Raw genomic sequence first — 12,848 nt, forward strand, 5'->3', positions numbered from 1 at the left:
TGAGCGAGAGGGCGCCAGAGTAAGCGCCCAATGATTAGCCAACTATCATCTTAATCGATAACAGAATTAAGCTAATTGCATATCAATTAGTGACCAGGGAAATCACAAATAGAATAAACGTCAAGACCCAAGCCTTGTAGACGCGCTTCACCGCCGATATCCGGTAAGTTGATGACAAATGCCGCATCCTTAACATCACCGCCTAAACGGCGCACTAAGTTAGTGGTTGCTTCAATTGTGCCGCCAGTCGCCAATAAATCATCAACAAGCAGCACTTTGTCACCCGCAACAATTGCATCTTTATGAATTTCAAGTGTGTCTTTGCCATACTCAAGTTCATAACTTTCAGCAATCACTTCACGGGGTAATTTACCCGGCTTACGTACAGGTACAAATGCTACACCTAGCGCTAACGCTAAAGGCGCACCAAATAAGAAACCACGAGCTTCAGTACCAATAACTTTTGTAATGCCTTGATCTTGATACTTCTCAGCTAAAATAGCAATCGTTGCACGGTATGCTTCAGGTACTTCCATCAAGCTTGTTACATCACGAAAAAGAATACCAGGCTTAGGGTAATCTTGAATTGATTTAATGCTGTTGGTGATTAAATTTAATGTTTCTTGATTCATCATTATTTCCGTACTTACTCTGACGGCAAGCAGAGTAATCTTAAGTTAAAGCCTGCTCATTGCAGACAAAGCATAAAAATAAAGCCGTCAATAACAGCTGTATTTTTATGTGCAATTGCGCATTTTATGAGTTTTCGTCGAGTTCGGCAACTGACACAGAATCAGGTTGAATATCAACAATCGGTAAGCGATTAAAACAGTATAATAAAATTAGGCATCCAACCAGCAACATTACCTTATGCCACCATAATGGCACCATAATAATAGAGAAACTAAAACTGATCACGATCATGATCAATCCTCGGCGCTTCACTACCGACGTTACCGCGCCATGCTGATGCCAGTTAATTAAAATAGGCCCTAATTGTGGATGCTGATGGAGCCATTGATTTAATTTAGGCGACCCCCTCATAAAACAAGCACTCGCTAATAATAAAAATGGTGTTGTCGGTAATAAGGGTAAAAAAACCCCCATGACACCTAAGGCGACAGCAACCCAGCCAATAATGACTAAAATATAGCGCACTACCCTACTATTCACCTTTGTTGCTTCATTCAAGCTTTTATTACCTCAATCAACATTTTTAACAACCCTAACACTTTTCTAATTAGGTAACTTACCACGTGTAACGACAATTAGTTTTAATTGTTAATATACCGCGTTATTCATTAGTAAGCGTTATATCTCTCAAGAAATTAAACAATATTTATTAAATTCGTTTAAAGAATTGATTCAAATCACAACAGTATACTGAATCTCGATTAGACTAATAAACATAGAGGTACTGCATTGGATATTTATTTAGCCGCAGTATAACAACACCCAATCAAAGCATAGCTAATATTATAAAATCACTAGCTTGCCTATTGAATATCATCACTATGGCTATTACCGATATGAATTATAAAAATTTTCAGTATCCACTAGAGACTGAATACTCGTCCCTAGCAAAACAATTAAAAAATGAAATGTTAATCAATCATTTAAATAATAATGCCAACACAATAGATAATACCGATCTCAATGATCTTATCGTAATGGCTAAATCGTCTTTTATTCCTAATCTTTTTGATATGGCAATACGATTAGAAAAAGTAGATGCAGCGGTATGCTCATTTAAATTAGGAATGTATGGCTTATGTGCTGATTGCGAAGAAGAGATTGAATACAGCGATCTTGAACAAGATCCAGCCCAACCTCGATGCAAATCATGCCGTGAACATAGTCGTTACCATCACGATTAACTATCGCTAATTGTGATATTGTTAATACGAATAATTAAAAGGCAACGTAAGTTGCCTTTTACTTTTTAAGCACAAAATCATTACATCACTACAGAATAATTTATGCGTAACTGTTAATTGAAATCTTTTTCTGCCATCCAAATTTTGAATGCTTTTTTATCTTCTTTTGTCGCTTTGGTGTACCACATCTTAAGTTGTATCAATGCATCACCAGTGATTTCTACTTTGCCCGTTTTATTATCAACATTTACAGAAACTTGTTGTAAGTCAACAGCATTACCTTGCTCAATCACAATACCATTATCACGATTATAAGCTGCAATAACGGCTTCAATATCACTGTATGCAGCAAAGCCTTCTCCTTGTAGTTCAACGCCAACCAGTGGCTTTACAACACCATTTTCAAGTGCTAGTTGCCACGTTGCACCACGTTCAAAGAAAGCTTTTGCTTGTGATTCTGTGGTTAATCTAGGCAATACTATTTCAGCATTCTTACCCGCTAAATCAATATCAAACAAATAAGGACGAGTTGTATAAATTGTTGTTTTTGAACCACGTTTAACGTCACCATCAAAACGAACTACAACTTGGTGTTTACCGTCAGTTAACTCAACACTATCAACCTCGCTCCAACCTTGGCTCTTTACTTCTTTACCATCAACGGCTAATAACTTTACTTTATCTGCTACTGTCAATGTCGCCGCTTGTGCTGTTACTGAAAATAATGCGACTAATAGCCATAAATTTTTTTTCATTATTCATCCTTAATATCTGTTTATTGGCTGATCATTGTTATCACTACTGCTATAAATTAGCGTGATAGCAATAGCCACCCTCTGCTTAGCAAAAAGCCGCCAAGAAGGCGGCTTTAACTATCATTACATCACAGCCAAATTAGAATTTAACTTCTAGACCAGCAACGTAACCGAAATCTTCTAGCTCATCTTTCTTGTCGTCAGAGTAACCTAGTTCAAGGTATGCACGTACATTACTGTGCAGTTGTTGAGTTACGTTTGCGTACACATTGTTAATTACGTTACCGTTATCAACTTTATCTTCGCCACGAACATAACCAAGTGCCAATGTTGTTTTATCGATAGTGTAAGAACCGTTGATTTCGTATAGATCAATGTTCTTTTGCGTTACTTTAGTATCAGCAGCTTGGTACTTAACTTGACCAAAAGATGCTGCTAGGTTAATTGCACCCATTGCGTATTCAGCTTCAAGGTTGTAGCCGCCGATATCTTCACCCGCTTCACCAGGAATGATGATTGGATTGCCATTCTTGTCATTGAACTCAGTTAAGCCTTTAAGACCAATGCGCTTACCGTCGTAACCATACACACGAACATCTAGACCACCAGTACGGAAGCCAACGCGACCATCGGTAATTGTAGTGCTGTGGTCAGTGTCCATTTCATGAGAAACTGCAGTGTAGAAAGTACCGTTGTCGTAAACGTACTTAGCAACACGGTCACCTTCAGTTTGTGCGAAATCAACTTGACCTGCGCCCAACTCATAATCTTTACCGATACCTGAATCATCCGAAACTAAAAGTTGACGACCAATAGTTATCGTTCCGAATTCACCAGAGAAACCAGTCCATAGCTCGTAGTTCTGTAAATCACGGCTTTCGTATTTGAATGCAGTACCAGAAACAACGTTCAAATTATCAGAAACAGCAACTGTTGCATGAAGAACTAAATCACCATCATCAAGACGAATAGTTGAATCAGCATTCTTTTCAAAACCATCATAAAGTTGTACTTCAGCTGCGCCAGAAAGATCAACTTTAACACCATTTGCATCATAAAGGTTGATGCCAGCATTTGCAGAACCAGCTGCAGTTAGAACTGCTAGCGCTAATAGAGTTTTTTTCATGAGTATGTCCACTGCCTTTCTTATTGTTGTAAATCTCAGTCCTGAGATTCCCTGTCCTTATATTCCCCTGTCATGTGCGCTGTTTAAAAAACAAAACACTAAAAACAAAGGAAGTAATTTATGGCTCACATCCTGACAGAAGTTCAATATTTTTGTCAAATAATCTAAATTAAATATAAAAAAACATAAAACACATCACAAAAACAAATAGTTACGAAAAATAGATTGGATATTAATCACAAAAAAATAAGTAAAAAAATGCAATTAACATTAAATTAATACCTATGAACACTTGTATATTGCATAACTAATTCACCTAAAAAAACAAAAAATACAGCATAAAACACTGTATTAAAATGATATATATAGAATTAAAAGTTAGATGCAGAAACTCGCTACAACGCAAATGTAATGAGAATAAAAAATCGTGAGCAACCCCTCACTTTAAAATATAAATAGCGTGATTTTTGTTACCGCTCACATTTAGTGCTTCGTGCTATAATGCATTCCCCGGTCCTTATGAAGTTTCAACCATGTTGCACAACACCATAAAAAACGATATCAAACAGTGTTACACCAATCTTGGTCATCAACTCGATAACTTTATTCCTCGTCGCGCGCAGAACTATTTAGTCGCAGAAATAGCGAAAACACTCGCGGGTGAATACCATAAAAAAAATCGAGTTCTGGTTGCTGAAGCAGGAACGGGTATCGGTAAATCTCTGGCTTATTTAATTGGAGGGATCCCTTTTGCATTGTTCAATAATAAAAAATTATTAATTTCAACTGCAACAGTGGCTCTTCAAGAACAATTAATCACTAAAGATTTACCATTGTTTAATCAAATTTTCCCTCGAGAATTTAGCTTTATTCTCGCCAAAGGGCGTCAACGCTATTGTTGTAACCACAAATTAGAAGCCAGTTGTTCAACCGATAGTGAGTTACAACTGGGCATGTGGGAAGAAAAACCAAGAAAATCCGATCTTGATTTGCTTAAACGAATGCTCAAAGCCACCGAACAAAACAAGTGGGATGGAGATCGTGATAGTTGGCCGACAACAATTCCAGACAAAGTATGGCAACAAATTATGGCAGATAAACATAGCTGTCATGCTGGAATGCCAAAGCACCGTAGTTGCCCTTTTGCTAAAGCGCGCGAGCACCTAGATAAAGCCGATGTTATTGTTGCAAACCATGCCTTGCTAATGGCAGATATTGAGCTGGGGGGCGGTGTTATTTTACCTGAGCCTGAACAGACCATTTATGTTATTGATGAAGCACACCATCTACCGCAAGTTGCTCGTGATTTCTCATCTGCCGCATCTAGCCTCAAAGGAGCAGCAACATGGCTTGAAAAACTCAATCAAATTGTGGCTAAATTTGCTGAGTTAGCTGACTACCAAAAAGCCAATCGGTTCCAAAATGCGATTCAAGACAGCGTGCAGCATTTAGTACCGACCTTAAATCAAATCGCTAACACTATTGATTCAAGCAAATTCAATAAAGATGGCATCTATCGCTTTGAACATGGCGAGCTACCCCCATGGCTCGAAGAAGAAGCAAAAGGCTGTAAAGACGCCAGCAAAAAAGCATTACAGTCATTAGGTAAAATTCAAGATCTTATCGCTGAGCGCACCAAGGAAAACGTAATAATTCCACGCTTAGGTGAGCAAGCACTTACTGAGATCGGCTTTTACCTTCAACGCCTTGAGAATTTAGAAAAAGTTTGGTCATTAATGGCACAGCCAAACCATAAAAAAGGGGCACCTCTTGCACGTTGGATAGAAAAAAGCCCTGAACGTGAAAATGATTACATAATTGAAGTATCTCCCTTAGAAGTTGGCTACCGTCTTGATCAACTGTTATGGAGCCGTGCTGCAGGCGCTATTTTGGTATCGGCAACATTACGTGCATTAAATCAATTTAGCTTCTTTTGTCGTCAAGCGGGAATCTCCGATGCAGAAGCAGAAGGCACACGTTTTCTTGCACTTGCATCACCGTTTGATTATCAAAACAACGCTCGGTTAGTTATTCCAGCGTTAAAGCTTGAGCCACAAGCAGAACAATTTACAGACCTACTAATAGAAGTATTACCTGAATACCTTGAAGGTGAAACGGCAAGCTTAGTGTTATTTTCATCTTACTGGCAAATGAACAAAGTTGCGGATGCACTGCGACCATTAGCCAAGAAAAACAAATGGCAATTACTGGTTCAAGGTGAAGAATCACGCAATGAAACGCTAAAAAAACATAAAGAAAATTGTAAAAAAGGTATTCCAAGCATTTTATTTGGCACTGGGAGTTTCTCTGAAGGTCTTGATTTACCGGGTGATTTACTAAAAAACCTGATTATTACTAAAATTCCATTTGCCGTACCAACATCACCAGTTGAAGAAGCACATGCGGAATATATTGAAAGTAAAGGTGGTAACCCTTTCTTACAAATTTCTGTTCCAGAAGCGAGTAAAAAGTTAATTCAATCAGTAGGTCGTTTGCTGCGAAAAGAGCTTGATTCTGGTAGAGTGGTTATTTTAGATCGTCGTATTATTAATCGTCGTTATGGAAAAGCATTGCTGGATTCTTTGCCTCCATTCAAACGCGTAATTGAATACAACTAATCATCTTAGCCATAATAAAAAAGCATTAAAATGATTGATATGATTGAACCAAGTACATTATTGATACTTGGCGTTGTTGCATTAGCAGCCGGCTTTATTGATGCAGTCGCGGGCGGTGGCGGTATGCTTACCGTTCCGGCACTACTGTCCCTCGGCCTGCCTCCCCATATCGCTCTAGGTACTAATAAACTAGCTGCAAGTTTTGCTTCCTCAACAGCTGCATGGACGTATTACAAAAAGCAATTATTTAACCCGCAGTTTTGGAAAGCATCTTTTGTTGCTACTTTTATTGGTGCCATTATTGGTACGCTGACAGTCAATCTCATCAGCGGTGCATGGCTAGAAAAAATTCTACCCTTAGTCATTTTTGCCGTCGCAATTTACAGCTTATGGCACCCACACCCTAATCCAGATCAAACACAATTACCTGAAGTCACCGCAGCCTTCAAACGAAAACAATGGTTACAAGGATCGAGCTTAGGTTTTTATGATGGTTTAGCAGGGCCAGGAACAGGTGCATTTTGGACAGTATCAAGTTTAGTCTTGTATCGATTAGATATGTTGCGGGCTTGTGGGCTGGCAAAAGCCATGAATTTCACAAGTAATATTACCTCACTTATCACATTTATTATTTTAGGCCATGTCAATCTTGCGCTAGGTTTAATTATGGGCATATGTTTAATGATTGGCGCCTATTTAGGGGCCCATTCGGCCATTCATTTTGGCGCTAAATTTATTCGTCCCGTTTTTATTACAGTCGTGTTTATTCTTGCCGCTAAATTAGCGTGGCAAGCGTGGCTTTAACCGTGATCTTTTCAAGGTATAACAATGATTGATCTTTCTCGACTACAAACACTGATTGAGCAACTTCAGCAACAAGCAATAGAAGCGGATCGTTTACGTGGTGAAGCGCAGCGACCATTATTTGATCAACAGTTATTTCGTCATCGAAGTAAATTACTCACACCTTGTGTTATAGAAATAGCACAAAAACTGACAATATTACAAAAAGAACAACAAGCAGGTAAATTATTACCAGAACGTACCCAACATATGTGTGAAAGACTTGTCGCTCAAATTAATGCTATTCAGCGTGAACTCGCAACCCAACACCTTCGTAAAAAAGAGCCACAGCAAGCCGCTAAATGGCAACGTTCAATCAATGATGTATACCAAGATCTTAATAAGCATAGAGACTGGGAACGCCGTTTAAAAGCAATGCTCAGAGATAAAGAAGCATTAGTTAATCGGTGTGGCTCTCAATTTGAACAGCAACAAGCTCAAAAAGAAGTTCTTGCCTTAGAAGGCCGTATAAGCCGCTGCCAAGCAGCATTGATAACGCTCGAAAATGAAATTAATCGCCGTGAGAGAAAAGGTTAATATCTTCTCTCTTCAACACTAAACCAAAGAGATTCATTAATGAGTAAGACACCAACATCATTAGATAATGCACCAGCAGAGATTAAACTTGCGGTTGATTTGATCTACCTTTTAGAAGATAACGCGATAGATCCACAAATAGTCCTATCTGCACTTGATATTGTACGTCATGATTTTGAGAAAAAATTGCAATCACAACCGTCAAAATCATAATCAATAACAATAACAATAAAAAAAGGCTGAATAAATCAGCCCTTTATAATATCTATTTTATCTTAAAAATAAATTAGTTAATGCCCGCACGCTTTAACAAACCAGCCATCAATGCTGAACTTGATTTCACTTGCTTCGATTTGTTTTTCAAATCTTTAGCAAGCGCTGTATCGTTAATATCATTGGCAATGAAGATCATTGATTGGTACATATCACGTGGCGTTTTGATACGCTCTTTATCGTTCAATGGCTTAAGCAATGTGACTACATCAGAGCCTTTCTTTTTATTTTCAGTTGTGTAACGTAAAATGGAATCAAGTAAGCGATCCATATCAACCATAAATTCAGAGTTTTCAGTACCCTGTTTTTTCATTTCTTTAAGGTTTTTCTTACGAACCTGATTAATAACAAATGCTGGTTGATTTATTTTACGATAAGCGAAGATACCCGCTAGCACCAATAACGCTACACTACCTGCTGCTACATAACCCCAGATAGAACCTGAAGATTCAGCAACAGGTTGAGCGACAGCGGCAACGTTTGCAACAGACTCTGGTACATCAGACATATTTGTAACCTTTTACTTTAAGAATTCGGAATGCGGTGAGACCTTACCACCTACTCGATAAACTGCTATATATTTTATCAAAAATTAGTTCAAATAGGAGACAGAGCTCAAATGTATGCTCATTCTGCCGTTTTCAACAACAAAAATAAAGCACTGCTAGATTGATTTTCAATCAGCAGATTGTAACTATTTGTCTAGCAATATAAAAACGTTAATTTGTATCAACGTCTATTTTTTACCGAGTATTAAACCGTCATCAACACCACACATTTACTCATTTTGTCTTATTGGTTAATCACGCCTTAGGAATTAACTAACAACACACATATTTATGCTTAAAGTTTAGTTGGTTTTTCACACAATGATAGTATTAACAGCCACACGAACCACCACAATAAACCCGCTGTCACCACGCTGAGATAATTATGATCACTCTACATCGTTATAATGATTAATACTCAACGAACAGTAGATCACGACGACGGTAAAGCTCGACCTATTAAGTGCATCAAGATCTTCCCTTTGGTCAATGAACATAAAACAAACAATACGGCGAGTGTTTTTTGTTCAATAGTACAACCTTAATCATATTGATTAAAAATACTTATCGTGACAATAAATATTTTACATTTTAAGAGTGAAAAATATCCTGCTTGACGCTTAAAAAACAAAAATAAACATTAACAACTTAATAAATAACAATAATTTCAAATGTAACAAAAAAGTAAATACGAATTTTAAAAGATAATAATATGTTGTCACATTCAAACGCAAGTGATAATAATTCTCAATTACGTAAATAATAGTTTACAGTTATATTTTTGCTAGCAGCGTATATATTTGCATGTAATTTAAATAATCTTTAGCATTTATTTCCAATGCAGACACCCATTAAATAAATACATTTCAACACATATTATTATTTAATGAACATATATAAATCTATTATTATCCAATATAACAGGATCTATCATGAAAAAATCAATTCTAATTACATTATTATTATCAAGCACAGTACTCGCTGGTTGTAATTCAATTAAAGAGGCTGCAGGTAATATGGTATTAGGCGAAGACTTAGTTCAAGCAGCAGAGAAACTTGATCACTGTGATATGTCAGGCTTAAATACATTAGAAAATATTGCAAAGAATAACCATAACATGAGAGGTTCTGCAGCACTTATTGCGCTAGGTGCAAACTATGCGGCATCAGGTAATACTGCAAAAATTAATACTATTGCTAAACAATTACATGCACAAACACCGAATAAGACGCTTGAATTTGTAAAACAAGAAATTATTGATTCAGGTAAAACTCAACAACAAAACCGTATTAATAATGGTTTCTCTGGTAATTGTAAGTAATATAAAAGGTGGCTATTAATTTAGCCACCTATCATTATTTTAACAACAGAATAAGATAATATTTATACTCATAATAATGCGATTAAGCTAAATATAAAAATCTTTAATTCCCTGTAATAAATTATTCACTGCAACCGCCGCTAAAATTAAGCCCATCACTCGACTAATAATCGCGGCACCAATGTTACCAATCCATTTTTGAATAGTTGTCGCACTTAGTAATAATAATAAACTAACAAACAATACTGCCATCATCACGCCCGCAGTTATTGCTTGATCCACCAATGAATAGCGATGATTATCCGTTAACATCACCACAGCCATCATGGCGCCTGGTGATGCAATAGATGGAATAGCTAAAGGATAAACAGCAAGATCGGCCAGTTCTGAATGACTAATATCTTGAGTTAATTTTTGTTCCTGTTCAGGCTTACTTTCACCAAAGATCATCGTTAATGCAAACAGTAATAATACTAAACCACCAGCAGCCTGAAATGCAGGTAGTGGAATTTTCATTGCTTCAAGTAATAATTGCCCAGCGACTAAGAAAAAAAGTAAAACACCACTCGCAATTGCAACAGCTTTTAACGCCACTTTGCGACGTTGTTGTAGTGTTAAATGTTGAGTCTGTGACAAATAAACAGGCACCGAGCCGACAGGATCAATCACAGCCCAAAGCACAACAAACTGAGTAATTATAATACCAAGCAAAAATCACCTCTTTATAGTGAAGACAAATTCCATTTGTTAATAAAATAGTTAACTTATTCTATTAAAGATTTTAGTTTTGGTTATCAGTTTAATTATTGATACCCTCTTAAAAGATATCAATAAAAAACAATTATTCGCTACTATAATTGCTCAGCAGCAGCAGTGAATCCATTCGCAGATAAATTAAACCCTGCAATATCAACATACTCTTTCTTTTGAAATAATGTCAGCACTTTGTCCATATTACCTGAATTATTACCAGAATAAGCATGCGCAGTACAATTATGCGTTGTGGGATCGTAACTAGTATTTACACGTAATACAATTTCATCAGCCACATTTAAATTGCTAAATGCAGGTACATATAACCAATTACGGCATGCTGTTGCTTGTGTTTCCATATGATCAAGAAAATCAATACTTGATAAATGTTGGCCATTATTAGTGAAATGAAAAATATACGTTTGATTACCAAAATCTGTTTTAGTCACTATTTCATTTTGCGCAGGGTGCGCTTGGTAACTATTGTGCTGTGTCGTACCAGCAAAGGCACAAGGAGCCATAAAACTTAATGAAAGCAAAAATGAAGAAATAACGGTCGTTCGGTTAAGCACTGCGTGCACTCCAATGGCTAAATGTCGCTAATAGTCATCTAATATGACTATTAGCGATAATAACACAATAGCTTTTATGGCAATTTTATTTTTAACTTTGGTATCTATACAGCTTTTTATACTGCCCTGTTAATCAATCAATACTAAAGAGTCTAAAATACCTTTACCACTATGAATGCCACCTTCATTTTCACTCGCAGGTTTACTACGAATTAAATACCCAGCATAGCCATCAAGATCTGTCACAGGTTGACCTTTAAAATAAACTGTAAATAACCCGATTTCACTGACTAAATCATTCACAACCGTCGCTTTAGCGTCACGTATAGCAATAGTTGGAACATCACGCTCATGAGGATATAAACGTTGCATTAAAGCCCAAGCATCATATTCAGTCGCTGCTAATTTCGCTAATGTTGCACTAATATCATCGCCAAACACACAGTGGCCACCGCCCTCACCCTGGTTCTTCAGCACCCACTCACTTTTTATAGCTTGAGTATTAAACCAATTAATTGTATCCGTGGTAATGGGCTTCATTTCAGCTAACACACTTTTAATTAACTGTGCATCGTCAAGTGTAACGCCCCAGCGCATATAGTCTTGTGCTGGCATCATAGTTAACAGCATTTGCATCGTTTTGCTGGTTGCTAGCTGCTGGCCAACAGTCGCATTTAAGGCGACATGGTGCTGCTCAATAAAGACCCTCATCTGACTTAAGGTATAACAGCATACGGCTTCATTAAGCTCTGGAGCACAATAATCTGAATATTGATAACCTGCACGTAGATAAACTACATCTACTGCGCCAACACCGTCCAACATCAGTCGCTGATTGGGGCCAGTTAATAATTGTGCGCTTAGCTGTTCAAAAGTACGTCTCACAGTACGTATACCTTGTTGCTGCAACGCTATTTCAAGTAGGTGTTGATCATAAACATTATCTTCATTTTTCTGCACAACCATCAGAAAAACAGGTGAACCTTGCTCGTTAAAATCTGTTTTTATTTGAGTCGCTGCAGTCACTATACCTTTGGCTAATTGTGTTAAACCTTCATTTTCAGCAGGTATAGCTGATGTATCCTCTAACCATGATTGGTAAGTCTCAGGCCATTGACGCTGCATAAAGGCATGAAATTCAGTTGCACGTTGCCCAAATGGAGCCATCCCCGCAGCGATACCATTAAATTCAATAACTTTGGCACCATATTGGCGATCATCCATAAAATCAGTCCGCATTAATAATAACGGCTGACGCGCGGGTTCATGTCGATGATTAGCATCACCGTGAATCTGATGGTGAAGTGCCATTAAACGACCAAAGAAAGGATCTGCTTGTGCCATATCCCCTAATGCTGACTGTAAAAAATCAGAATCTTCTGCCACATTGCTGATCAATTTTGTAAGTAATGGCACGACGCGACGTAAATGCGTGTAAACCTCACGTTCAATGGTCATAGGGGCAATACTCAATGGGCAGTGCTTGGCTGTATCATCAGCCTGACGGAAAGCTACACCATGCATAATTGCCCATTCACAAGCATCTTCAATAATCTGTGGTGCAATAAATGGTTTTTTATTGATATTCATATTTTCATCGCTCTTTAATACAGCTTAATTTTGT

Annotated in this window: 14 protein-coding genes; 6 read left to right on the forward strand and 8 right to left on the reverse strand. The window is 37.5% G+C overall.

What is annotated here, in order from left to right; genetic code table 11:
* Window positions 1–86: 86 nt before the first annotated feature.
* Entirely contained in the window at window positions 87–632 is a 546-nt protein-coding gene (gene apt, locus VXS03_RS02275) for an adenine phosphoribosyltransferase (protein WP_297482437.1), read from the reverse strand.
* Window positions 633–756: 124 nt separating this feature from the next.
* A complete protein-coding gene (locus VXS03_RS02280; RefSeq protein WP_327761754.1) occupies window positions 757–1,173 on the reverse strand; it encodes a YbaN family protein in 417 nt (138 codons plus the stop codon).
* A gap of 356 nt (window positions 1,174–1,529) precedes the next feature.
* Here VXS03_RS02280 and VXS03_RS02285 point away from each other — a divergent pair, with 356 nt between their 5' ends.
* Window positions 1,530–1,877: a conjugal transfer protein TraR gene (locus VXS03_RS02285; protein WP_327761755.1), complete on the forward strand. Its 348-nt coding sequence runs from the start codon at window positions 1,530–1,532 to the stop codon at window positions 1,875–1,877.
* Window positions 1,878–1,990: 113 nt separating this feature from the next.
* Here VXS03_RS02285 and VXS03_RS02290 read toward each other — a convergent pair whose 3' ends face one another.
* Complete coding sequence (locus tag VXS03_RS02290) at window positions 1,991–2,632, reverse strand: YccT family protein (protein WP_327761756.1); 642 nt, start codon at window positions 2,630–2,632, stop codon at window positions 1,991–1,993.
* Window positions 2,633–2,771: 139 nt separating this feature from the next.
* On the reverse strand, window positions 2,772–3,758 hold the full coding sequence (locus tag VXS03_RS02295; protein ID WP_327761757.1) for a porin: 987 nt from the start codon (window positions 3,756–3,758) through the stop codon (window positions 2,772–2,774).
* 533 nt (window positions 3,759–4,291) lie between these two features.
* Between VXS03_RS02295 and dinG the strand changes: the two genes are divergently transcribed.
* From dinG to rsmS, 4 genes are read left to right on the forward strand one after another with little or no spacing between them, the layout of a single operon-like run.
* A complete protein-coding gene (gene dinG, locus VXS03_RS02300) occupies window positions 4,292–6,376 on the forward strand; it encodes an ATP-dependent DNA helicase DinG (RefSeq protein ID WP_327762030.1) in 2,085 nt (694 codons plus the stop codon).
* 30 nt (window positions 6,377–6,406) lie between these two features.
* The gene (locus VXS03_RS02305) at window positions 6,407–7,180 is read left to right on the forward strand and encodes a sulfite exporter TauE/SafE family protein (RefSeq protein WP_327761759.1); all 774 of its coding nucleotides are present in this window, start codon (window positions 6,407–6,409) and stop codon (window positions 7,178–7,180) included.
* Between the two features lie 24 nt (window positions 7,181–7,204).
* Window positions 7,205–7,756 (forward strand): primosomal replication protein, encoded by a 552-nt coding sequence (priC, locus tag VXS03_RS02310; protein ID WP_327761760.1) that lies wholly within the window; start codon window positions 7,205–7,207, stop codon window positions 7,754–7,756.
* Window positions 7,757–7,795: 39 nt separating this feature from the next.
* Complete coding sequence (gene rsmS, locus VXS03_RS02315; RefSeq protein ID WP_327761761.1) at window positions 7,796–7,969, forward strand: pleiotropic regulatory protein RsmS; 174 nt, start codon at window positions 7,796–7,798, stop codon at window positions 7,967–7,969.
* 73 nt (window positions 7,970–8,042) lie between these two features.
* On the opposite strand, the gene VXS03_RS02320 is transcribed toward rsmS, so the two are convergent.
* On the reverse strand, window positions 8,043–8,537 hold the full coding sequence (locus VXS03_RS02320; protein ID WP_327761762.1) for a hypothetical protein: 495 nt from the start codon (window positions 8,535–8,537) through the stop codon (window positions 8,043–8,045).
* Between the two features lie 972 nt (window positions 8,538–9,509).
* Between VXS03_RS02320 and VXS03_RS02325 the strand changes: the two genes are divergently transcribed.
* Window positions 9,510–9,899 carry a hypothetical protein gene (locus VXS03_RS02325; protein WP_327761763.1) on the forward strand — a complete coding sequence of 130 codons (390 nt, stop codon included), beginning with the start codon at window positions 9,510–9,512 and terminating at the stop codon, window positions 9,897–9,899.
* Between the two features lie 87 nt (window positions 9,900–9,986).
* Here the strand turns inward: VXS03_RS02325 and VXS03_RS02330 are convergent, their stop codons facing one another.
* The 3 genes from VXS03_RS02330 to VXS03_RS02340 all read right to left on the reverse strand — a co-directional run bounded on the left by VXS03_RS02330 (window position 9,987) and on the right by VXS03_RS02340 (window position 12,814).
* Window positions 9,987–10,610 carry a MarC family protein gene (locus tag VXS03_RS02330; RefSeq protein ID WP_327761765.1) on the reverse strand — a complete coding sequence of 208 codons (624 nt, stop codon included), beginning with the start codon at window positions 10,608–10,610 and terminating at the stop codon, window positions 9,987–9,989.
* 140 nt (window positions 10,611–10,750) lie between these two features.
* The gene (locus VXS03_RS02335) at window positions 10,751–11,224 is read right to left on the reverse strand and encodes a hypothetical protein (protein WP_327761766.1); all 474 of its coding nucleotides are present in this window, start codon (window positions 11,222–11,224) and stop codon (window positions 10,751–10,753) included.
* Between the two features lie 129 nt (window positions 11,225–11,353).
* Window positions 11,354–12,814 carry a glutathione synthase gene (locus VXS03_RS02340; protein ID WP_327761767.1) on the reverse strand — a complete coding sequence of 487 codons (1,461 nt, stop codon included), beginning with the start codon at window positions 12,812–12,814 and terminating at the stop codon, window positions 11,354–11,356.
* Window positions 12,815–12,848 lie beyond the last annotated feature (34 nt).

The sequence above is a fragment of the Photobacterium sp. S4TG1 genome, from assembly GCF_036040035.1.
Classification (GTDB): Bacteria; Pseudomonadota; Gammaproteobacteria; order Enterobacterales; family Vibrionaceae; genus Photobacterium.